23 protein-coding genes and 1 other annotated feature are annotated in these 22,902 nt (G+C 45.8%); of the genes, 13 read left to right on the plus strand and 10 right to left on the minus strand.

The annotated features are described in order from the left end of the window. Positions 1-28: 28 nt before the first annotated feature. Positions 29-931, plus strand: a complete 903-nt coding sequence (gene lipA, locus MKX59_RS05715; RefSeq protein WP_340857772.1) for a lipoyl synthase — start codon at positions 29-31, stop codon at positions 929-931. Positions 932-955: 24 nt separating this feature from the next. After that, positions 956-1,870, plus strand: coding sequence for a YutD-like domain-containing protein (locus MKX59_RS05720; RefSeq protein ID WP_340857773.1), 915 nt, complete (start codon positions 956-958; stop codon positions 1,868-1,870). Positions 1,871-1,928: 58 nt separating this feature from the next. On the opposite strand, the gene MKX59_RS05725 is transcribed toward MKX59_RS05720, so the two are convergent. Together MKX59_RS05725 and ylbJ are read right to left on the minus strand one after the other, a co-directional pair. Beyond that, positions 1,929-2,732, minus strand: a complete 804-nt coding sequence (locus tag MKX59_RS05725; protein WP_340857775.1) for an NAD kinase — start codon at positions 2,730-2,732, stop codon at positions 1,929-1,931. A 66-nt stretch (positions 2,733-2,798) separates the two neighbouring features. Further along, positions 2,799-4,094, minus strand: a complete 1,296-nt coding sequence (gene ylbJ / locus MKX59_RS05730; RefSeq protein WP_340857776.1) for a sporulation integral membrane protein YlbJ — start codon at positions 4,092-4,094, stop codon at positions 2,799-2,801. A 412-nt stretch (positions 4,095-4,506) separates the two neighbouring features. Between ylbJ and MKX59_RS05735 the strand changes: the two genes are divergently transcribed. Both MKX59_RS05735 and MKX59_RS05740 read left to right on the plus strand, forming a co-directional pair. Beyond that, entirely contained in the window at positions 4,507-4,884 is a 378-nt protein-coding gene (locus MKX59_RS05735; protein WP_023990208.1) for a globin domain-containing protein, read from the plus strand. Between the two features lie 42 nt (positions 4,885-4,926). Then, positions 4,927-5,637, plus strand: a complete 711-nt coding sequence (locus MKX59_RS05740; protein ID WP_023990207.1) for a DUF2225 domain-containing protein — start codon at positions 4,927-4,929, stop codon at positions 5,635-5,637. A 93-nt stretch (positions 5,638-5,730) separates the two neighbouring features. Here MKX59_RS05740 and MKX59_RS05745 read toward each other — a convergent pair whose 3' ends face one another. Both MKX59_RS05745 and MKX59_RS05750 read right to left on the minus strand, forming a co-directional pair. Beyond that, the gene (locus tag MKX59_RS05745; RefSeq protein ID WP_023990206.1) at positions 5,731-5,967 is read right to left on the minus strand and encodes a hypothetical protein; all 237 of its coding nucleotides are present in this window, start codon (positions 5,965-5,967) and stop codon (positions 5,731-5,733) included. Continuing rightward, positions 5,964-6,134: a YycC family protein gene (locus tag MKX59_RS05750; protein WP_014277894.1), complete on the minus strand. Its 171-nt coding sequence runs from the start codon at positions 6,132-6,134 to the stop codon at positions 5,964-5,966. Before MKX59_RS05750 ends, MKX59_RS05745 begins: the two co-directional genes overlap by 4 nt. 97 nt (positions 6,135-6,231) lie before the next feature. Here MKX59_RS05750 and MKX59_RS05755 point away from each other — a divergent pair, with 97 nt between their 5' ends. Then, positions 6,232-8,019: a M3 family oligoendopeptidase gene (locus MKX59_RS05755; protein ID WP_071558284.1), complete on the plus strand. Its 1,788-nt coding sequence runs from the start codon at positions 6,232-6,234 to the stop codon at positions 8,017-8,019. Positions 8,020-8,278: 259 nt separating this feature from the next. Beyond that, positions 8,279-8,680 carry a hypothetical protein gene (locus tag MKX59_RS05760; protein WP_023990204.1) on the plus strand — a complete coding sequence of 134 codons (402 nt, stop codon included), beginning with the start codon at positions 8,279-8,281 and terminating at the stop codon, positions 8,678-8,680. Positions 8,681-8,924: 244 nt separating this feature from the next. On the opposite strand, the gene MKX59_RS05765 is transcribed toward MKX59_RS05760, so the two are convergent. Together MKX59_RS05765 and MKX59_RS05770 are read right to left on the minus strand one after the other, a co-directional pair. Then, entirely contained in the window at positions 8,925-9,161 is a 237-nt protein-coding gene (locus MKX59_RS05765; RefSeq protein WP_013311861.1) for an alpha/beta-type small acid-soluble spore protein, read from the minus strand. A 90-nt stretch (positions 9,162-9,251) separates the two neighbouring features. Then, positions 9,252-10,217, minus strand: a complete 966-nt coding sequence (locus tag MKX59_RS05770; RefSeq protein WP_023990203.1) for an aldose 1-epimerase — start codon at positions 10,215-10,217, stop codon at positions 9,252-9,254. A gap of 141 nt (positions 10,218-10,358) precedes the next feature. Further along, positions 10,359-10,617, plus strand: a binding site (T-box leader). A gap of 53 nt (positions 10,618-10,670) precedes the next feature. On the opposite strand from MKX59_RS05770, the gene trpS reads away from it, so the two are divergent. After that, a complete protein-coding gene (gene trpS, locus MKX59_RS05775) occupies positions 10,671-11,660 on the plus strand; it encodes a tryptophan--tRNA ligase (protein ID WP_071558285.1) in 990 nt (329 codons plus the stop codon). A 42-nt stretch (positions 11,661-11,702) separates the two neighbouring features. Here trpS and MKX59_RS05780 read toward each other — a convergent pair whose 3' ends face one another. Continuing rightward, a complete protein-coding gene (locus tag MKX59_RS05780; RefSeq protein WP_007431986.1) occupies positions 11,703-11,870 on the minus strand; it encodes a hypothetical protein in 168 nt (55 codons plus the stop codon). A gap of 121 nt (positions 11,871-11,991) precedes the next feature. Between MKX59_RS05780 and MKX59_RS05785 the strand changes: the two genes are divergently transcribed. Next, positions 11,992-12,213, plus strand: a complete 222-nt coding sequence (locus MKX59_RS05785; protein ID WP_013311857.1) for an alpha/beta-type small acid-soluble spore protein — start codon at positions 11,992-11,994, stop codon at positions 12,211-12,213. A 253-nt stretch (positions 12,214-12,466) separates the two neighbouring features. On the opposite strand, the gene MKX59_RS05790 is transcribed toward MKX59_RS05785, so the two are convergent. Further along, positions 12,467-13,450: a metal-dependent hydrolase gene (locus tag MKX59_RS05790; protein ID WP_023990200.1), complete on the minus strand. Its 984-nt coding sequence runs from the start codon at positions 13,448-13,450 to the stop codon at positions 12,467-12,469. Positions 13,451-13,653: 203 nt separating this feature from the next. On the opposite strand from MKX59_RS05790, the gene cyoE reads away from it, so the two are divergent. Then, entirely contained in the window at positions 13,654-14,598 is a 945-nt protein-coding gene (gene cyoE, locus MKX59_RS05795) for a heme o synthase (protein ID WP_023990199.1), read from the plus strand. An 89-nt stretch (positions 14,599-14,687) separates the two neighbouring features. Here the strand turns inward: cyoE and MKX59_RS05800 are convergent, their stop codons facing one another. Then, positions 14,688-15,032 carry a toprim domain-containing protein gene (locus tag MKX59_RS05800; RefSeq protein WP_029518206.1) on the minus strand — a complete coding sequence of 115 codons (345 nt, stop codon included), beginning with the start codon at positions 15,030-15,032 and terminating at the stop codon, positions 14,688-14,690. 405 nt (positions 15,033-15,437) lie between these two features. Further along, positions 15,438-16,610 carry an MFS transporter gene (locus MKX59_RS05805; RefSeq protein ID WP_340857780.1) on the minus strand — a complete coding sequence of 391 codons (1,173 nt, stop codon included), beginning with the start codon at positions 16,608-16,610 and terminating at the stop codon, positions 15,438-15,440. 223 nt (positions 16,611-16,833) lie between these two features. Between MKX59_RS05805 and MKX59_RS05810 the strand changes: the two genes are divergently transcribed. The 4 genes from MKX59_RS05810 (at position 16,834) to MKX59_RS05825 (ending at position 22,856) form a co-directional block, all read left to right on the plus strand. Beyond that, positions 16,834-17,316, plus strand: coding sequence for a hypothetical protein (locus MKX59_RS05810; protein WP_053326064.1), 483 nt, complete (start codon positions 16,834-16,836; stop codon positions 17,314-17,316). Between the two features lie 16 nt (positions 17,317-17,332). Further along, the gene (locus MKX59_RS05815; protein WP_028541422.1) at positions 17,333-18,484 is read left to right on the plus strand and encodes a transglutaminase domain-containing protein; all 1,152 of its coding nucleotides are present in this window, start codon (positions 17,333-17,335) and stop codon (positions 18,482-18,484) included. A 20-nt stretch (positions 18,485-18,504) separates the two neighbouring features. Further along, positions 18,505-20,586, plus strand: a complete 2,082-nt coding sequence (locus MKX59_RS05820; protein WP_209940382.1) for a peptidoglycan D,D-transpeptidase FtsI family protein — start codon at positions 18,505-18,507, stop codon at positions 20,584-20,586. A 191-nt stretch (positions 20,587-20,777) separates the two neighbouring features. Beyond that, positions 20,778-22,856 carry a peptidoglycan D,D-transpeptidase FtsI family protein gene (locus MKX59_RS05825; RefSeq protein ID WP_028541424.1) on the plus strand — a complete coding sequence of 693 codons (2,079 nt, stop codon included), beginning with the start codon at positions 20,778-20,780 and terminating at the stop codon, positions 22,854-22,856. Positions 22,857-22,902: the final 46 nt, after the last annotated feature.

The following is a 22,902-nucleotide window of genomic DNA, read 5'->3' on the forward strand; positions in this document are numbered from 1 at the left end:
AAGCTTATCAGAAAGAAGGTCTATGCCATTGTCTAGAAAAGTGAAGGAAGCTAAGCCCGACTGGATTCGTATTAAACTTACGACAGGCGATAACTATCAGGAAATCAAGAGCATGATGCGTTCCAAGACATTACATACCGTATGTGAGGAGGCACGATGCCCTAATATATATGAATGCTGGGCCAATAGGACAGCTACATTTATGATTTTGGGTGATACTTGTACGCGTTCGTGTCGTTTTTGCGCAGTAAATACGGGAATGCCTACGGAACTGGACTTGCAGGAGCCTGAACGCGTCGCTGAAGCGGCTGAAAACATGAATTTGAAGCACTGTGTCGTAACCAGTGTGGCTCGCGACGATTTGAAAGATGGAGGTGCTACTATATTTGCAGAAACGGTTCGTGCGATTCGCCGCCGGTTACCTTTTTGCAGTGTAGAAGTATTGATTCCCGATTTTATGGGCGATATTGAATCGCTACGAATCGTCATGGATGCCAAGCCAGATATTCTGAATCATAATATTGAAACGGTGGAGCGAATGTCCGACAAAGTTCGGGCTAAAGCGAAATACCGTCGCTCTCTGGAGCTGCTTCAACGTGCGAAGCAATTAAATCCGGCTATTCCAACGAAATCAAGCATCATGCTAGGTGTCGGGGAAGAGTGGGACGAGATCTTACAAACCATGGATGATCTGCGTAAAGTCGATTGTGACATTATGACAATTGGTCAATATTTGCAGCCGTCCGAGAAACATTTATATGTGCAAAAATATTATCCACCGGAAGATTTTGCGAAGTTAAAGGAAGAGGGATTACAGCGGGGATTCAGCCACGTCGAATCCGGACCGTTGGTCCGCAGCTCCTACCAAGCGCATGAGCAGGTGAAGTCAGCCGCTCAGCATAAGGAAGAAGGCGCCCTTTCGCAGGCTTGATCCGGGAAAGGCGGTCAGAATAGCTTGTTTCAAATCGGTGGTAAAAACTATGAATTGTTGCAGGATCACAAGAACGGGTGGAATCCCGAAGCGTTTCGTGATCGGTATAGTGAAGTGCTGGATCGCTATGATTACATTATTGGTGATTGGGGTTACAATCAGCTACGTCTGAAGGGCTTTTATCGAGACGGTCATCCCAAAGCAAATAAGGATACATCTATAGTGATACTGGACGATTACATTAATGAATACTGCAATTTTGGCTGTGCCTATTTTGTGTTGCAAAAAAGTCGTGAAGTGGTTAATAAAAACGGGGTCAATGATGAAATCATTGCTCCAGATATTCAGCAGTTGGTAGATGCTCAAAGGGAACAAGCAGGAACGCTAGAACCCGAAGAGCAGCAAGAAGTATTGCAACATACAGCTGGAGAACAGGAGTGGCCGCAATCACAGCAGGATTCCACAGCTACGGAGGAATCGCGAGTGGAGCAGCCTCGAGAATCCCGGGAACCACGCGAGTTGCAACGTCGGGAATCGAAGGATGCCCAGGAAGTACGTGAGCGACAGCCGCGTGAAGCTCGCGAAAGTCGTCCATCCAGAGAAGGACGTGAAGGAAATCGGCAGCGTGAGCCACGTGAAGCACGCGATTCGCGCCAGCCAAGAGAACCACGTGAAGCAAAGGATGGACGCAATCCGGGTGAAGGGCAGCAAGCCCGGGAACCACGTAGACAGCGCAATCAGCAAGGGAGTTTCGATAAAAAGGAATCGCGTGGACCACGCTATGAGCGTCAATCAAAGGAAAATCGGGAGGGACGGCAAGTTCGTGTCTCTCGTGAACCTGAGGGCCAGGGTCAGACCCAGCCAGCTGCTAAAGCCGAAAGAGCTGAGGGTAGTAAAAAGAATAAAACATTTACAGCTCCACAACAAAACGGTTCCTGAATTTTCAGGAACCGTTTTGTTTGTAAAAAAAGAGCCAAAGTCGGCTCTTTTATAGATTCTAATTAAGAAAAGCGTTGCGTACTCGATCCCAAAATGGGAAAGGACGGTAACGAGCGAAGCTGATCTTCTGACTTGCGACCTGACATCGAACAGAAATTAAGTCATCTACAGGAAAGTTGAGGTGATCTACTGTCAATAAGAGACGCTGATCTTTCCGTGAAAAAATATCACAATGATGGTGTTTTGGCAGTAGCAATGGCGATCCCAGTGTCCGATACACGCGGTTATTAATGGAAGCGATCTCAGTCAATTGCAATGCTTCAATGGTGGGATGAACCATAGCTCCGCCAAGTGCTTTATTATAGGCGGTCGTTCCTGAGGGGGTAGAAACACATATACCATCACCGCGAAACATTTCAAAGGTGATATCGTTAATATCTACTTGGGCAACGACAGTGCCATCCACCCCTTTTAATGTAAATTCATTCAAGGCAATAAAAGAAGCATTGCCTGACTTCTTGTGAATTTCCAACTCAATCAGTGGATACTTAACGATTCTCGGGTTAAGCGGTCCTTCAGATCCGCTTTGGCTCATCAGGTGGATTAGCTCCTCCAGCTCGTCCGCACGCCAATCAGCGTAAAAGCCTAGATGACCGGTATGTACACCAACAAAGGCAATATCCGAAATGCGGTCGATGAAGGTATGAAACGCATGAAGCATCGTACCATCGCCTCCAATAGACACGACGATTTCCGGCGATTCGGCATCCAGCTTGAAATTCTTTTCTTGGGCAAGACGGTGAAATTGCTGACTCAAGTCCATGGAGTGCTGATCCCCGCGATCCAGAACATAATATCTCAAGATGAAAAGCTCCTTTGTCATGGGTATATATCGATCATAATCAATTATGAGCAAGAACACAATCGTTCATTGCCTGTGTGTTCTTCTCAAACGTACATATAAGCGACTTGTACCCACACTCAACCATGAGAGACTAAGCATTCCAGCCAGTATAAAGGCAAGAAACAGCAGACTTTGCAACAACATGACGGACGAGAAGCCAGGAGACCACACGATGTCGTATATCGGAGAAAAGACTGGAGAACTTCCCTGTCCCATAAGAGGCCGCCATAACACGAGAGCTAGCAGTGCTGAGATGATGCCGTGCGCAGCCCGGGCCAACAAAAATGGCAAATAACGAAGATCCGTCATATTTAAAATACTTGCAACCTGCGCATGAACCGACAGCCCGCCCCAGGAGAGAACAAAAGCGGCTGCGGCTACCTTGAATGGTAACGCCGCTGCCGTGGCTTTACCTGCGGCTTGCGCTCCTAAAGTGACTTCGAAAATACCACCCACAATGGACTCCGTTAACGTAGGAGGAAGACCACATGCAGTCAATAGGCTTGCTGTAAGCAGATGAAGCCCGCTCATTAAACCGGAGTTCGTCAAAGCTTCTAAAATGACGCAGAAGAATACAACTAGCCCTCCTACGACAATAATAAGGCGTAGGGAGGAAGTAATCGCCTGACGAAGTAACTCACCCAATGGGCGACCATCTTCCAAACGAGCTGTATGCATGGCATATAATGCTTGGCGTAGGGGTCCAGGCTGCCTATTGCGATCTGCTGCTTTTGTATTCTTGGACTTCGACCAGGCTTTTTGAGTAGGTTGGCGGTCGCTGCGAGTACCTGTTTCCCCTGAACGGGAACCGTGGAAGCGCATAAGCAGCCCGATGATGAGCACGCCACCATAATGGGCCGCGCCTAGTACGAGTGCAATTTCTGGTTGATGGAAGAAGCCAACGGAAACCGCACCGATCAAAAATATCGGATCAGAGGAAGTAGTAAACGCGACCAAACGCTCTCCTTCAATGCGTGTGATCCATTTTTGCTCCCACAGCTTGGCTGTTAGTTTAGCTCCAATCGGGTAACCGGATGCACAGCTGACCGCAGCGACAAAACCCCCACAGCCAGGTACACGGAATAGAGGCTGCATCAGCGGATCCAACAGCGCACCTATGAAATGAACAATTCCGAAACCGAGGAGAAGCTCGGAAATAACGAAAAACGGGAATAAAGACGGAAACAGCACGTCCCACCAGATGGCAAGCCCCCGAAGCCCGGCATTCAGAGAAGATTGCGGGTATACAGCCATAAGCATAAACAGGAATAGCAGTGTAAGGATGAGCAGAGGAAGCGAGTAACGACGGTATAGCGACATAGAGGCCCCTCCTTTGGTGTTGTACTAATATACCTATGTCGGGGATGGACAAAGAGTACAAAAAAATCAAAGAAAACGGTTACATTTATTGCTGTATTTTTGTAAATAGTATGTTAAAATAGGAAAACAACGATCCATAACCTTAAGGATGGAGTGATCAGGATGAGTATCGTTGCCGGTCTGTTCGTATGTGCTTTTGTGTATGTTATTCGTGCCTCTCTCGTCCATCCCGGTGAAGAGGATTGGCGGAGTTATTAGTGGTATTTATAGAATGACGAAGCTGTGTGCAACGAAGCACACCCTCTTCATATGTTAAATTGATAAAATGACGCTTATTTTTAGCGTCATTTTTTGTTTTTTGTTATAATACGGGTGTATATTTATTACCATAGCACAGAAAGTTGGAGAAAAAGTGAACCCTAGCCTGAGCATTTATGACAACCTTGGGGGTGCGGAAGGTGTTCGTGCTATTATTGAGGCCTTCTACCCGAGAGTTTATAAAGATCCGTTGTTAAGTCCCCTGTTTCCTAAAGACATGGAACCGGTTAAGGAAAAGCAGTATATGTTCCTGAGCCAGTTTTTTGGAGGACCGTCCCTTTTTTCTGATGCATATGGTCATCCGATGTTACGTGCCAGACATATGAAGTTTCCCGTAACGGAGGAGCGAGCAGAGGCATGGTTGTCTTGTATGGCAGGTGCGTTAACGGATACGGGCATTGAGGAGCCGCTTCGTTCAATCATACTTAACCGTTTGTCTGGTCCTGCGCATCATTTTGTAAATACCCCGTAAGCTTTCGGGGATTGCCGAATTTTGGAGAGGGTTGTAAAAACATTGGAACTTGAACCGTTATATCAGATCAAAATCATTTGCCCACATTGCGAAGAAGAATTTCAGACATCCCGTGTAAGACCAAGCCTAAAGAAGGCCATTCGTACGGATTCAGATTTTTGTGCTTATTATAAGAATGAAAATCCGGATTTTTATGTCGTAAGGGTCTGTCCTCATTGTGGATTTACCTCGACAGAGCACTCTACCGTTCAGTTAAGCGAACAGCAAACCAAGATATTCAAGGATAAAATCGGTAATCGCTGGCAGTCTCGCGAATATGGCGGGCATCGTAGCTGGGAAGAGGCATTAGAAACGTATAAACTGGGTTTACTATGTGCCCAGGTCATCGGAGAAAAGGAACGCGTAGTAGCTAGTCTATTACAGCATATCGCTTGGATGTACAGATACCAGGGAAATGAGGAGCAGGAGCTTCGCTTTCTCAAATTTAGCCTGGATTCTTATGTTCGGGTCTATGAGCTGGAGGGTGTCGGGGCGAATAATGCCAAACTGCTTTATCTGATTGGTGAATTGCATCGACGTACAGGCAACTTTAACGAAGCGGTACGCTGGTTTTCGCGTGTCATTAATGACAAAAAGATTATGGATGCAGCCATGATCCGGGCTTCCCGTGAACAGTGGTCTGTACTGCGAGAACAAATGCTGGCTAAAAATTACCAACTGCCAGAGGAAATGCAAGACGCAAGCTCCTCCTGAAGAAATAAAGGTGTGCACTATGGCCGATTTAGGCTCATGGTTCACACCTTGTTTGTAAAACGGGGTTATCTTATCTTACAAATGCCTCATGAATTAATGATGACGCAATGTGGTATCTGACAGCAAATAATCGTCATCACAATCCACTAAAGTAACCTTGTTATGGCAGCATGGAAACACAAGCAGCTTTTTCATACCTTCGTGTATGAGCTTAAGTTCTTTTGGCTTCAGGGGCAGCAAAACATTATCATGGTCGCAAAACGGACAAGACTGTACATAAACGTCTCCCATGACGATGTCATAAGGCCAGGTTTTATGAAAAGGGATCATGATTTGTCCGATTCTCCGCCGTTCGGGTCAGCGGTTTCTTCTTTAGCCAGTTCGGCTAGCTTTTGCATCAAAATGTGCTGGGGTGTATGCATAAGGTGTTCCAGCGGAATGCCGAGCTTTTCGGATAATTTCACAGCCGTTTCCGGCGAAATTTGTAAGGGTCTCATCCTGTTTTCCTCCCAATTGTAGTGATTTACTATCACGATGTAGCTTTATTGTATATGAAACCACAAGAATTCGCCAAAAAAGAAAGGTGGAACTATTATGAAAACACCGTTAAAGCAAACATGGGATCTGGAATCTATTTTTAGCGGAGGATCTTCCTCTGCCTCATTTCTTGCATTTTTGGAAGAAATGGAAAGCAAGGTCCAACAACTGCAAGCTCAGCTTAAAGCAGCCAAAGTACCACAAACGGTATTGGATACCGAGCGTCTGGATAGTGTACTGAATAGCATACAGGAGCTGTTTAATGGTGCGTCGCAGGCGGGTTCCTTTGTCTCTTGTCTAACTGCTCAAAACCAGCACGACAAGCTGGCTGTTCAACTGGGTGCGCGTGTCAATACGCTATATGCCCAAGGAAAAAGTGCTTTAGTATCTTTCCAGAACTTGCTGGCACAAACCAGTGAAGACATTTGGCAGAAATGGATGGAGCGGGAAGCTATCCAGCCGATTTCTTTTGTCCTGACCGAATATCGGAACGAAGCACGTGAAAAAATGGCTCCTGAGCTGGAAAGCCTTGCATTGGATCTGGCAGTGGATGGCTACCATGGCTGGGGCGACTTTTATGATACCATTGTCAAAAATATGACGATCCCTGTGCCAGAAAATGGCGAGATCGTAAACCTGTCTGTAGGTCAGGCAGCTAATAAGCTGGATGAAGCAGATCGCAGCGTACGTAAAGACGTGTTTGCACGTTGGGAAGAGGCATGGGCTCAGGTAGAGGACTATTGCGCGGATACATTGAATCATTTGGCAGGCTTCCGTCTGAAGCTATATGAAAAACGAGGCTGGACAGATGTGCTTAAGGAACCGCTGGAAATCAGCCGTATGTCTGCACAAACGCTGGATACGATGTGGCAGGTTATTAATGAAACAAAGCCTATTGTAGTCAAATACTTGGAGCGGAAAGCAAAACTGCTGGGCTTAGAGAAGCTGTCCTGGCATGACGTTGAAGCTCCGCTGGGGACGTCAACTACTAAAATCCCTTACGACGATGCTGCTGTAACGATTGTTGAGCAATTTGGTAAATTTAGCTCGAGAATGGCTGACTTTGCCCAAATGGCTTTTGAGAAAAGCTGGATCGAAGCAGAAGATCGTCCAGGCAAACGTCCGGGTGGTTTCTGTACATCTCTGCGTCTGAGCAAAGAGACCCGTATTTTTATGACCTATGCCGGATCACCATCCAATGTTTCGACACTGGCCCATGAGCTCGGACACGGTTATCATCAGCATGTGATGAATGAATTGCACCCATTGAATCAAAATTATGCCATGAACGTAGCTGAGACGGCATCGACGCTGGCAGAACTAATTGTATCAGATGCGTTGCTGGAAGCTGCCGAGGGTCAGGAGAAGGTGGCTTTGCTGGAGGATAAAATTCAGCGTGGTGTAGCCTTCTTTATGAACATTCATGCCCGTTTCCTGTTTGAAACCCGTTTTTACGAGCTGCGGAAAAAAGGAGTCGTAGGAGCACAACAATTAAGCGAGTTGATGGAACAAGCGCAGCGTGAAGCGTTTAGTGGTGTCCTGGATGAGGCTCATCCTCATTTTTGGGCATCCAAGCTGCATTTCTATATTACGAATACTCCTTTCTACAACTTCCCGTACACATTCGGGTATATGTTCAGTGCAGGAATTTACGCTTTTGCGAAGGAAAATCCTGACGGCTTCGCCGACCAATATGATGCCTTGCTGCGTGATACAGGTCGCATGACAGTCGAAGAATTGGCTTCCAAGCACTTAGGTACCGATTTAACACAGGCTGACTTCTGGCGTAATGCTGCGCAAGTTACTGTTCAGGATATTGAGCAATTTTTACAAATGACAAAATAACGGATTTACACTTTAGAGGTCTCCCACGAGGGAGGCCTTTTTTGTAATTTTTGCAGAAGATGATGAACAAAGTCGCAAAATGTCGAAGTGTAATTAACATTACCTGTTGGCGAAATTTAAAATGATGGATATACTTAGAAAATAGTTATAAATACCCAATTATGTTGGTTTTGATTGTAAGGTTAAAAATCTTCGCATATAATTGAGCCGTAAGACCTATTAAATATTTTTGGATAAGGTATATAGGAGGGTTTTTGTAATGGATGAAGTAGGTCAATTGTCGTTGGCAAGGCAGATGGATATCGTTTTAAAAGAACTGGATAATGAACTGGCGGGTTTGTCGTCAGGTATCGTATTTGTACAAATACGTAACAATGTAGTTGGGAAATTTGGGATTCGTCATAATCCGCTTGCAGGTAAAGGTGGCACATTTGCAGCAGTAGAACCGGGGTTATCAGTAAAGCATCGGGAGGATTTTCGGCGTATGGCCCTAGAAACGCTAAATCATAAGCGTAGCTGGACTCATGGTGAGATTGCTTTCGATTTTGCCATCAGACAAGGAACGATTTTGGTAGATGCAACACTGGAGTCCAACTACAACATGGCGAATCTCATGATCCGCTACAACAAGCCTACATACCGAGCGGCTAATTCGGAATAAACATTTATATGAGAATTTTGCAAATATCCCATAAGCGACTTCCAATGAACAAGATATAGATCGAAATGGTTAGTTCGTCTATATCTTGCACTTCGGAGCGACTGGAATCGAATTTTGCAAAATCCTGATAAAAAAGAGTAAAGAAAAGGCGGCCTTCCTAGGGAAGACCGCCTTTGTTATATGCCCGTTATAACGCATTTTGGTAAATTACGATGAACGGAATGCTCACGCGGAATAATGACGCTTATTGACCTGAACGACCTGATAATTGCTGTTCGGCCAGCTGTACCAAGCGTTTAGTGATATAGCCTCCCAGAGAACCAGCTTCACGGGATGGCATGTCACCGTAGTAACCATCTGCCGGAATGGTGATGCCCAGCTCTTGTGCAGCTTCATATTTCAATTGTTGCAATGCGTTGTTGGCTTGAGGAACAACTAGGTTGTTACTGCGACGGCTTCTGCCTTGATTAGCTTCATTCATGTGTAGTCACCTCCTTCGGCTGTGATGAGGTTAGTATGCGACAGAGTTATGAAAATATGCGCCGAAGGAAGAAAAGTGACTAGAGGAAAATTACGGATATATGATATGAATCTGAGTTTTGAGGTCGATGGATTGCTGAGGCTCCAGACGGATCAGCCCGGCTTCCCCGACAGGATCAGGTGAATTGGGCGCATCAGGCAGCCATGTATAAGGCTCAATGCAAAGATACTGGTCGCATTCACCTTTGGTATATAAAACCCAATACTTATAGTATTGCTCATCTGCTGTGTAGCGGATTTGATAACCGTCGTCACGGGTCAAAAGAGCTTCAGCAGGGCCTTCCGTTGCCCGCAGCAGCGTATCTAGATTTGTTCCTTTCAGAGAAAGTCCGGAAGAGAGCTGTTCCAAGTCGTCCAACGAAGTAATGATACCTGTAGGTAGCTGTTCAGCATCCTGCTCATAGACGCCGTTCACAGGCAGCTTTAGGCGCCAGCGCTCAGGTTCTCCGTCCACCATAAACCAAGTGTGATATCCCAAGCCAAATGGAGCTGCTTTTTCACCCAAATTCGTTACGCGCAGCGTTTGACTTAATACAGCACCCTGTAAGCGATACGTCATCTCCAGACGTAAAGGAATGGGGAATTGTTCCATCCAGTGCGGATCACTTTCTGTTAAAAGCTCGGTAGTAACACTGCAACCTTCTTCATCCTCTTCAATATCACTGCAGCGCCAGGATTGATTACGATGCAGACCGTGTATATGATTGTCATTGGCAGTATTTCGGTCGAACTGATAAGGAACACCGTCAAACTCAAATTGTCCCTTGCGAATTCGGCCTGGAGGAATCAAAATGGGCAAGCCAAAATGATAAGGCTTTTGTAAATAGAAAGCCAATTCTTCCTCACCAGGCCGACGTACGATATCCCGGTCGAGCTTCAGATCACGCACTGAGATAATATTATTCCCGAGGCGAGGGATCATCGTAACTTCGAGTTCACCACTATGTAAAACATACGTGTCGTAACCGTTCCAGTGTTCTTTGGTCACTTGTTTCATATCCATGCTCCTTTGTCCACTATAATCGGTTGAAGCTTCGTGTCATTATGATAACAGATTTTTGATCGTAGGGCACAATCGTCATTTGACAATAACATTATGCGGAATTATCATTAATGTAGTTTAGAAAGTAATGACATGGATAACACGATGATGAGGACAAGTAAGCTTTCGCATAAGCTCTTCAGAAAGCCGGTGGTGGATGGGAACCGGTGAGCCTGCACTGCTGAATGGACCTTGGAGTGCCGCACAGAACAGGATTCTACTGTCCTCAGTATGACGGCCGATTGCTCCCCGTTAACGGAGCTTTAAGATTGCAGGCAGCCACGGAGCATAGCTCTGACAAGTAATAGGCTGACGGCAATGAATAAGGGTGGTACCACGGTCTCGCGTCCCTTGAGGATGCGGGGCCTTTTTGCGTTCTAATTTTGAAATAAACTGAGGAGGAAGAATATGAAAACTGTACTTTCAGGTATTCAGCCTAGCGGACAACTTACTTTGGGCAATTACATTGGTGCAATGAAAAACTTTGTCAAATTGCAAGAGGATCATCAATGCTACTTTATGGTCGTGGACCTTCATGCAATTACCGTACCGCAGGAACCGGCCCAATTACGTGAGCAGTCGGAGGCGGTAGCGGCATTATTTATCGCAGCAGGTATTAACCCGGATAAATCCAATGTCTTTTTACAATCCCATGTTCCTCAGCACGCTGAGCTGGGATGGTTGATGACAACACTGACGAATATGGGCGAGCTGGAACGTATGACTCAGTTTAAGGACAAAGCGGCAGGCAAGGACTCCGTAGGAGCAGGGCTGTTCGTATATCCATCGTTGATGGCAGCTGACATTTTGCTCTACAACGCGGATCTCGTTCCGGTAGGCGACGATCAGAAACAGCATCTGGAGCTGACACGCGATTTGGCGGGTCGCTTTAATCACCGTTACGGAGATTATTTTACTGTTCCCGAACCGTATATCCCTGAAGTAGGGGCGAGAATTATGTCCCTGGATGATGTATCTAAAAAAATGAGTAAGAGCAATCCGAATGCAGGCAGCTTTATTGCCCTGCTGGACGAACCGAAAGTCATACGCAAGAAAATTAGCCGCGCTACGACCGATTCTGGCAGTGAGGTTAGATATGATCCGGCCAATAAACCAGAAATTAGTAATCTGATGGGCATCTACAGTCAATGTTCCGGTTTGTCGCTCCAAGAAGTGCAGGATCGCTATGAAGGTCAAATGTACGGAACATTTAAAAAAGAACTGGCAGAGACCGTTGTAGCTATGCTTGAACCGATTCAGCAGCGCTATCGCGACATCCGGGAATCCGGTGAGATTGGACGTATTTTGGCCCAATCCGCAGAGCGCGCACAAGAAGCGGCTGAAGTCACGTTGTCTGCGGTCAAAGAGCGCATGGGCTTTCTGCCACGTCTACGCTAAAGCATATTGCTGGCAAAATAGATTAGGCCCTATAGGATTGGCTTAGGAGCGGCGTTGTCGGGCTTTGACCACGAAACCCCAGCCGATATTGCCGACAGATAATAGCCCCAGTAGAATGGCAAGCCATGCGGAATAACTGATGGATATAGCGGCTGCGGTCAGCAGGACAATGGATGAAACGGCGAACCATAGGGATAAACCTTTGCTCATTGGTAAAAACCTCCAGTGTTCGAATGTTGAATTTCAGGAATAAGTAGTTGTAAGCGAGCCATAATAATCTTGCAAGCTTGCAATGAACCTCACTCACAAAGAACTGAAAGGAGATTCAAATATGAGCAGACGTCGTTCAAACAACCTGCAAGTACCGCAGGCCAACGCCGCTTTACAACAATTAAAATATGAGGCAGCTCAAGAACTTGGCATCACCATCCCTCAGGACGGTTACTTCGGTAATGTTGTTTCCCGCGAAACAGGTTCGCTTGGGGGATATATCACGAAAAAGCTGGTCCAACAAGCAGAACAATCCTTGTCGGGCAGCAGCCGTTTGCAGTAATACACATAAACACTCCATCTTGGAAGCTGTATTATGAGCAACTGTGATGAAGAAAATCCGGAGCGATCATGCTCCGGATTTTTTTACGCATGGCCTATGACCATTGTGAATCACGCAAGTCCGCTTCGTCAAGAGGGCGCTTTCATGAGATCTGATTTTTTGCGGGAGTGACCAAAAAAACAGCAAGCTCCCAGATTAAGGGTAGCTTGCTGTCTGTTGTTCATACGGCTTGTTGTTAGCTTGTAAGCAGGTTTTAATTCGTATGCAGGGAAAGGCGTTTTTGCATCTTTTCGTCACTGAGCCATCCAATATAGCTGTTGATCAGTCCGAACTGCTTATCCATCGCGACCACAGCCACGAATGGATATTGTCTCCGGTGTCGATACCTGACGTCTCCCCATCGCACAATATAGCCCCATTCCAGTTCCTCCACCTCGGCAACGGCAAAGGAGGAAAAATAGCGAAATGCCTGCACATCGCGATAGGATTTGGAGGCTTCTACGGCAGGATGTGTGGATGGAATTGCATGTTTCGTCCAAAATAAGTGTTTGCCATTTAATCCGCCAATGTCATAACTTCCATTCTGATGAGCTTTTACCACATGCCACCGGTTCCATGATACGGTGGGAATGATATAATAGATGTCGCCCTCCTGACGCTCATTGTCCATATTACGTACCGCTTTTCTGGTTATAAAATGACTCCAGGTTCGCCAAATGTAATATAGGCCAATAATAACGTACAGCGTAATAAATAAGGGAGCGGGTGGAGTCAACCCGGTGATCCACAGCATAATCGCAGCAACATGGGTGCCAAAAATAAAGGGATCGAAAATATGGATGATATTCCAAGATATCCACTTGTTTGTAAACGGCCGGAATGCCTGTGTTCCGTACGTATTAAATAAATCTGTGAATACATGCAGGCAGACGGCAATCGTTACCCATAATGCTACATGACCTGGGGGCACATCTCTGAAGATCAGGCAAATCAGTCCTGTTATGGACAAGATCCATATCAACCAGAAGGGAATTGAATGCGACAGTCCACGGTGATTGCGAATGTAGGCTGCATTGTTTTTCAACCGAAGCAAAGTGTCAAAATCCGGAGCTTGTGACCCTACGACTGTAGCGAGCAGTATGACTGCGGCCAACTTTGGATCTCCGGCGACGACAGGATCAGTGTAGGCCAGCCCGGCCAATCCGATTCCCATGACAAAGTGTGTGGCTGTATCCATATCTGTCGCTCCTTTTGTATTGTTTCCTGTACTTATTACTACCCAAATTTACTGTAAACGATCAGCAGGGGCGATTTGCCATCGGAATTGTGAACGTTTTGTGCGTTTTCTGTCAAACTTTTTGGGGTAGGTATATGATAAAATTTATATCGGAGTTCAACTTACTCCCGAATTCATACATCTCTAAGGGGGAGTTACTCACAATGGATAATATAAGTTATAAGACTTCTTCGGATGCGGCTACCTATTCTGTAAAATCTAAACCACCCGGTAAAGCGGGCACTTGGAAAGATTTTATTACAGTTACCAAGCCAGGCATCCTTCGTACCAATCTGGTTGCAGCCTTTGGTGGTTTTTGGTTAGCATCGCAATGGGATGTTGACTATATAAAGCTAATTCTTACACTTTTAGGTACAATGCTGGTTATGGCGTCTTCTTGTGTTTTTAACAACTATTTTGACCGTGAGCTGGATTTGAAAATGGAGCGTACACGTAATCGCTCACTGCCAACAGGGCGTCTGACCCCTACAACGGTGTTGTCATACGCTATTATTTTGGGCGTTGTTGGGTTAGCTGTTCTATTCTCCTTCTCTGGTGTAACGGCAGGATTACTGGGATTACTTGGTATGTTCGTCTACGTCGGTATTTATACACTTTGGTTAAAACGTTCGTCTACATGGAGCACATCCATCGGCGGTATTTCTGGTGCAATGCCTCCGGTGATTGGTTATGTGGCCGCTTCGGGTCGTATTGATATGGGCGCTTGGCTCTTATTCGCTCTCCTGTTCTTATGGCAGCCTCCTCACTTTTGGGCACTTGCTATTCGCAGAGTTGAGGAATATCGCGCAGCAGGATTTCCGTTGTTGCCAGTCGTAAAAGGTATCCATCGGACGAAGATTCAGATGATTCCTTATATTGTATTGCTGATTCCGGTACCCATCCTTATGTATGCTTATGGATATGCCGGTATGATTTTTATGATCGTGTCCGTGTTACTGTCCGTGCTGTGGGCATTCTATGCCTTTAAAGGTTTTACGATTAAGGAAGAAGAAACGGATTCCTGGGCGAAGAAAGTATTTTTCTTTTCCATTAACCATCTGACACTCAGTTTCTTGCTGATGATCGTCGATACGGTTCATAAGTTCTAATGTCATTTTAGAGGCATTTTATAGTGCACCATATAGCTGTCCAACAGGCATGAAAGCGGCCTGAGGACAGCTTTTTGTTATTTTAAAGACTAAAGAACAGGTGGCGGGTATATAATGTATTCTTCCAACCCTGCTTTTTCCAATTGAGCGATCACATATTCGTCTGGAGTGCCTTCTACGCCAGCGTATCCTTTGCGGGTATACATATGGTAGGCATCCGGAAAAGAGTCTGCAAGTACACCCCTTATTTTTTTCCCTGAGCTGTCATTGTCCATAAATAAATATATTTCGTCGTGCTTGGCCCGCTTGTGGAGGGATTCCAGTTTTATAGAGTTTAGTGTGCCGAAGGTGCATAAAATGTGGACCTCCGGGTCAAGTAATCGGCGAAGTTTGCTGCGGTCATTTTTCCCTTCGACGATCACGGTTATCGCCATGTAAGCTCACCCCTTGTCTGATACATATGCTCGAAATTCCCCGGGAAATGAAGAATATGTGTATAGTGTAGCTCCAAATAGGGTTCTCATGCAAAAAATAACAAAACAGCCTGCCAGAAGTGGCAGGCATGGGCACAAGGGGCAACATGTTAGGGCGATTCAGACATTAAATCCAGCAAGTACGGAGAATGATGACGAGCAGAATATAAAGAACAAGAATGGTGCCAGTTGAAGTTCCAATAGGGCAAGGATGACAGTGGCTCACAGGCTGCACCTCCCTTTGTTAGTGAATGTTCAGTCAAAATAGTCTATGTGGATAGGGGTATAGTGTACTGTGCATTTGCCCTCTGGAACGGTATTTTGGGCTTTATAGGTAGGACAATAGCAACCGCTGTCTCAGACTAGCTAGGAATGATAAGGTCCTGAGGCAGACAGTGGCGGCGTCGGAGATAAGCGCTTAACGGGAACGAATAGCAGGCCAGCCATCAGAATCAGAAATGCGATAAAAAAAGGAGAAATGTGATCGGGTAGCTGACCTGCCAGTACAGGTCCGGCAAAGGAGCCGATAGATGTTGCAATAGACTGTAGTGCAAAGGTTTTACCCAGTCGCGCACCTCCAATTCGTATGAAAAGAGAGGCCAGCGCTGGAAAAATGATACCTTTGGCTGTTCCCAAAATAAAAAGTATGATGCCAATCGCCGCTTCAGGCGTGGTGGCGAGTGCGTAGAAACTTAGAGACATCAAAATAATGCCACAAAGTAGCCGCGCCATGGGTGAATATTTGTTCAGAAACAGCAAGCTGAGCGTACAAAGTGCTCCCAAACTGATGATGGAAAAGAGCAATCCGGTGGACATCATGGACGCAGAACCGTTATTTCGTAATGGGATTTCGTAAAATAAAATGCCTTGTGCACACGCCAAAACAAAAGGCAGGAGCAGGTAGCGCCAATTGAATGGTAAACGCGTCTTCTGTACCCCGGATAGTGGAGCGGGTGTCGCATGACCATCTGATAATTGGGCCTGTGGAGCGGGAGCTCTTTTGGGCAAGGTGAAATAAGCCATAAGTCCCGTGACTACGAGAATGATGCCAAGGGAACTAAACGTCTCACTAAAGCCGAAACTGGCTACGATAAATGCGCCGGCGGCTGGAGACAGGACAGAGGCCAATGTGTGAACGACACCATGTCCCGACATATATTTGCCCTGCGTAACTGGATGATCGGATAGCTGTGCCAACAGGGCCAGACAGGCTGGAGATAAAAAGGCCAACACAAAACCGCTAATCGCCCGAAGAAAAAGTAATTCCCACGGTGTGTGGATGTACGATTGAATGATAAGAATGATGCCTGCGGCTGTTAGGCTGAACATAATATATCGGCGGCTGCCGTGTTTGTCGACCTTGGGGCCGGCCATCAAATTACCAGGCAGGTGAGTTAGAGAGTAAATCCCCATCATCCAGCCAATAAAAGTAGGTGCTGCACCCAGGGAGATAGCGAATGGTGTCAAAATAGGATATTGTGCATGCAGATCGAAAAAAGCAATGAATAAAAAGAGATACAGCCAGAGGGCTGTTTTCATGGGATGACCCCCTTCCCTAATGTAAACTTTCATGTTGTACCACGTATTGGCCCTTCCTAAGTTGTACGCTGGAGTGGACGAACATAGACCACTTTGTATGGACAAGAATTGAATAACAAGGTATGTAAAAGAGCTAAGCTGACAGGGCATCACGTAATCATGTATAATTACAGAGACAATTTTCTGATTTAAATGATGTAGTTGAAAACGGGAGTGTAGCGAAATGGATAAGGGCGTCTGGACAGAGTTTTTGGAACATAATTGGCAGATCGTTCAGGATAACTGGCTGTATATATTAATTGGGCTTGTCCTATTGTTAGTCATATTGAAGGTTGTAAGAACTCTCATAAAATGGCTGATTGTTATTGTCGTAATTGCAGGCTTGCTTATCTACAGTGGCATTTCCTTTGAACAGGTCGGCAAGGTCGTTACTCAGGCAAAGGATGATGCGATTAACAAGGTTCAGAGCGAGGCTTTGAACATGATGATCAAAGAGGGACGGGATGCCCAATACACATCCAACGCGGATGGTACGTTTTCGGTAACCAGCTCCAACCTGGAAGTGAAAGGTCCATTTGATGGTGACAAGGTCAAGGTATGGTTTCAGGGGATGTCGCTGGGCGAGTGGAGTATGGGCGATACCGTCAAGAAATATATCGAAGGTGCGAAAGGCTCGGCTGTAACACAGTCGCCACAGTCGCCGTAGAGACAGGAGGAACACAATGAAACCATCCTGGCTGGAGCCTATTCTTCATTGGAATGGCGTGACGGTGTTTTTGATTGTCATTGTACTGCTGTCGTTGATTCAGGGCTGGAGACGAGGAGCTTCCAGATCTGTAGGGGCGCTGTTCAGTCTTATTGTGGATGGCATACTGACTGTGGCGGGTATTTTGTGCTCGCTCGGATTAGCCATGTGGCTTTCACCGAAGGTACAACAATGGCTGGCGGCTTACATGGAACATTTGCCTCAGCGAGAACTAAGCGGGATTGAGCAATTTTATTATACGTTGGTGGCGGGCTTAGAGGGGTTTCCGCTGCTGCGGTTCGCCGTATTGTTTATGCTCAGTTATGCGATCGCCCAATTTGTACTACGTGCAATTTATGTGTTGATGGTAGGGGGCAAGTCAGATTCTTCTTTCCATGAGCATGAAAAAAAATCAGGCTTTTTCAGCAGGGTGGCAGGGGCTGGAATAGGTACTCTTATTGGTGGAGCACGCGCTATCATGGTTATAGCCCTGCTATTCATCGGCGTAAGTCTGTATCCAGACAGCGGGTTTAGCAGCTACGTCCAAGCTTCACCGATTTATAAGCAGGGAGCGCAATCGGTCATTGAGCCGTTATCCGGTACACTGATTAAGGATAAATTGCCCGTATTTACGCAGGCCGTTACCAAGGAATTAAATGGTATCCTGCAGCGAAAATACGAAATGATTGACCGGGAAATTCCGAACGATATCGGTCAGGCTGCGGCCAAGATTACACAGGGGATGAGCGGTGATGAGCAAAAGGCCAGAGCGTTGTATGAATGGGTAGGTACCCGTATTAGCTATGATTTCGGTAAGGTAGAAGCCTATGAGCAGCGTGGTGACTGGCATGAACAGACCCCCAGAGATACGTTTGATACACGTAAAGGAGTCTGCATTGATTATGCCCGCCTGTATGCGATGATGGCTCGGTCGCAGGGACTACAGGTCAAGGTGGTGACAGGGCTTGGATATAACGGACAGGGAGGATATGGTTCCCATGCATGGAATGAAGTGTATTTGAGCGCGCAGGATCAGTGGGTACCGTTAGACCCGACCTGGGCGCAAAGTGGGGACTGGTTTAATCCGCCTGGTTTTGCCCAAACACATATCAAGGATAAAGTGATTTAATAAGGAGTGGAAAAGGGCACATGAGAAAGATAGACAACGAGCAGGGAAAAGACAACGAGACGTCTGATCGAAAAAGATTCAGCTTTCGGATCAATCTGTTCTTTTTCAGCTCGTTCATTATATTTACGGTCATTATTGTAAGACTGGCGATACTTCAATTTGTAGATGGACCTCAGCTTAAGCAGCAGGAGGCCAGTAATGTTACCAAAAATGTACCACTTACGCCGATTCGCGGAACGATTTATGATTCGACCGGGCAGAATAGACTGGCGTATTCTACACCTGTACAATCGCTGTATATCACACTCTCCAAGAACTATAGTGACAGTATGGAAAAGTTACGTAATCCTGATAAAAAGCTGTTGCCTGAGCTGGAAAATATGACACAAAAGCTGGCAAATCGGTTTGCTCAATATGGTAATAAAGATGAGCCGAAAATGACGGCAGAGCAAATTATGGACGCTATGGACCGAAACTATCAGAGATTTAGCGGTTTTACGCCGCGTCTGATTAAAACGAATCTTAATAAAGATGAAGTTGCCTATTTTATGCAGCATAAGAGTGAGTTCCCGGGCGTAGATGTCGTAGAGGAAACGGTACGTCATTACGATCCAGATACGGTAGCAGTTCAAGCGGTTGGCTACATTAAAAGCTACAAAAGTGCGCGTGAAACGTTGGATAAATATAAAAATATTCAAAAATCCATGTCAGCTGAAAATGATCCGGGTCTCATCTATATGGATAACGAGTCTGTAGGCTTTGATGGACTTGAATTTCAATATCAGGAACAGTTGCGAGGGAAAAATGGTTATAAAACCGTTCCGATAGATCCGCGCAATATGCCGGAAGGTGTAGATTCCGTTACTCCTCCGCAAAAAGGAGATAATGTCTATTCCACGATTAACAAAGAAATTCAGGTTAAGACTGAAAATGCCATTATGGATCAATTGAGATGGCTCCATACACACGCGGTTTCTGGAAAGACTCATCCTTATGCCAAAACAGGCTTCGCTGTGGCTATGGAAGTGGATACTGGTAATGTGGTAGCCATGGCGAGCATGCCGGATTATGATGCGAATTACTGGCAAACGGGTACAATTTCGACAGATAAATATAAAGAGATTGAACATGTGTATCAAAACGCCACAATTAAGAACGTTGGCTCTGGCCAATCTGGACAGCACCCTGATTCTACTGTACTTCTCGGATCAACTATTAAACCGCTGTCCGTTCTTATTGGATTGGAAGAAGGACTGTTTACAACAAATACGTACTATCAAGATACAGGAGCGGCTTATTTCGGACGTAACAACTCCTCACGGGTGCGCAACTCATCTGGTCATGTGTACGGTTCAATGGACCCGGCAACCGCTATTCGCCATTCCTCCAATGCCTTTATGGTCGATATGGTTGGCAAACGCTTATATAACAAATACATCAACAATGCCGCAGAAGACCAGGGCGTTAACGTATGGGATCGTTATATGAAGGAGTTTGGATTAGGTGTTTCTACTGGAGTAGACTTGCCCGGTGAGTTCCGGGGTTGGCGGGAGTACACGAGTAAATCAGAGTCAGCACTTTCTAAATTGGCATATGCATCCTTTGGTCAACAAGGTAAATATACACCTATGCAACTTGCCCAATACACAACGATGATTGCTACCAAGGGTAAACGGATGGAGCCGCATTTGGTCAGTCAAATTAAAGATACCAACGGCAATGTAGTTCAAACGTTTAAGCCGAAGGTGCTGAATGAAGTGAAATTTCCGGATGCATACTGGAATGAAGTCATACGCGGGATGGCAACAGATGTCAGCGCATTTAAAGGTTTCCCTTATGACTTTGCTCGCAAAACGGGGACATCGCAGCAAAGTGTGGGCAGAGAACTAAAAGATAACGGGGTATTTATTGCCTTTGCTCCACGTCAGAATCCCAAACTTGCAGTAGCGGTTGTTATTCCTGAAGGGGGCTTCGGGGCTTGGAGCGCCGGACCTGTGGCACGCAAAATCTTTGATGCTTACGATGAAGTATATGGTTTGGACGGGGTACCTAAGAAAAAGGTTGAAACAGCAACCGATTCTAACGCAATCAAACAGCCATAATCATTTTATACGATTTTATACGATGTCATTTCATGAAAGCTTTCCTTAGCCTTTGGGCTGAGGGAAGCTTTTTTATGTTTTTTCTACGTTTTCTTACAAAATTGTCATCTTAGAATTCATCGTTTATTGTTTTAGATATGGTAGGATCAGGAATATGAAACCCTAATCGGAAGGAGTAATGACCAGCTAATATGGACAGAGGAAGTTTGGATAAAAAGTTTTCATTTAAAAAGAAAAATGTTGAAGAGAATGAAGAGTCACGAAAAAAACGGACGGTTTTACGAACCAACCTACTGTTTTTTAGTGCTTTTGTGCTGTTTGCCCTGATCATTACCAGACTAGCTGTATTGCAGTTTGTACAATCGGAGGAGCTGAAGGGCCAGCAGCAATCCGTAAATACGAAAAATGTCCCGTTAGCCCCGAGTCGCGGCACGATTTATGATTCTACAGGTACGGTTAAGCTGGCATATTCGACTCCAGTACAGTCCCTGTATGTAACTTTATCTAAGGATTATAGCAAGCGTACGGAGAAAGATCGCAAGCCGGGGGAAAAGCTGCTCCCTGAGCTCAATGCTTTTGCTGCCAAGCTTGCTGCCAAATTAAACGAACTGGGTCGTAACGAAGGAGAGCAGCTTAATGCAGAGGAAATAAAAAAGCGACTGGACCCGGACTATAATCAATATAGGGGATTTACCCCACGTTTGGTCAAATCCGACCTGAGTCGGCAGGAAATCGCTTATTTTCTGGAACATCGGACAGAGTTCCCTGGTGTAGAGGTTGTAGAAGAAAGTATACGCCATTATGACCCGGATCGGGTGGCGGTACAAACGATTGGATATATGTACAAGTTCAAAGGAGCTCGAACGAACCGGCCCAAATATAAAGAGCTCTATGAAGCTAATTCGGAGGTTCTAAGACCGACACAGGTGTATTCGGAAAGTGAAACGGTCGGATATGATGGCTTGGAGCTTCAGTACCAGGATGAACTGAGAGGAAAAAACGGATATAAAACGGTAGAAGTCAATCCGCGCAGCATGCCGGAGGGCATTGAATCCATTACTCCTCCTGAAAAAGGACATCATTTATATTCCACCATTAACAAGGAAATTCAGCAGAAAACCGAACAGGCCATTATGGATCAGCTTCGCTGGCTTCATACTCATGCCGTATCGGGGAAGCTTCATCAAGACGCTACCACTGGCTTCGCTGTAGCGATGGAGGTAGAGACCGGAAATATCGTGGCAATGGCCAGTATGCCGGATTATGACTCTAATGTATGGAAAAGTGGAAGTACCTCGCCTTCGGTATATGACGAAATTCAGCATAAAATGGGAAATGGAACCATTAAATCCGTCCCTAGCGGAAAAGCGGGTCCACATCCAGAATCCTCGGTGCTTCTGGGTTCAACCATTAAACCGCTATCCGTGCTGATCGGGTTGAAGGAAAACCTGTTTTCTCCCGGACAAACTTATCTGGATACGGGAAGTGCGTACTACGGCAAAAATCGCTCCAGCCGGGTTGGGAATTCTAGCGGACATGTGTATGGTTCTTTGACACCTAGCAGGGCAATTGAGGTCTCGTCGAATACGTTTATGGTGGATATGATCGGCAAGCCGCTGTATGGCAAATACGGAAGTAATGCAGGGGTACATCAGGGAATTGACGTATGGGACAAGTATATGAAGGAATTTGGATTAGGCGTTCCGACAGAAGTAGATCTGCCGGGCGAGTGGGCAGGTAGACTTGAGTATACGAGCAAGCATGAAAGTGCGCTGACACGTTTGGTACAGGCATCCTTTGGTCAGCAGGGAAAATATACAGCGATGCAGTTAGCCCAGTATACAACTGTGCTGGCAACAAAGGGCAAGCGTATGCAGCCTCATTTGGTCAGCAAAATTGTAGATGATCAGGGGAATCTCGTACGTGAGTTTAAGCCGCAGGTGCTGAATGAGGTCGCTTTTTCAGATACGTACTGGAATACAGTGATTCGAGGTATGGCTACAGATGTTAAAGCCTTTAATGGATTCCCTTATGATTATGCCCGTAAAACGGGGACTTCCGAGCAGGTGGTGGGACGTACGGTTAAAGATAACGGGGTGTTCATCGCTTTTGCTCCCCGTCAAAATCCGAAGCTGGCAGTAGCGGTCATCATTCCTGAAGGGGGCTTTGGTGCGACGAGCGCTGGACCGGTTGCGCGTAAAATATTTGATGCGTATGACGAAGTATATGGGCTAGATGGTACTCCTAAAAAGCCTCTGGCAGCAAAGTGAGGACTTGAATACTTTTGTGGGCTTCTCTTTTTCATGGTAAAATGTC

It is taken from the genome of Paenibacillus sp. FSL R7-0340 (assembly GCF_038002205.1).
Classification (GTDB): Bacteria; Bacillota; Bacilli; order Paenibacillales; family Paenibacillaceae; genus Paenibacillus; species Paenibacillus polymyxa_B.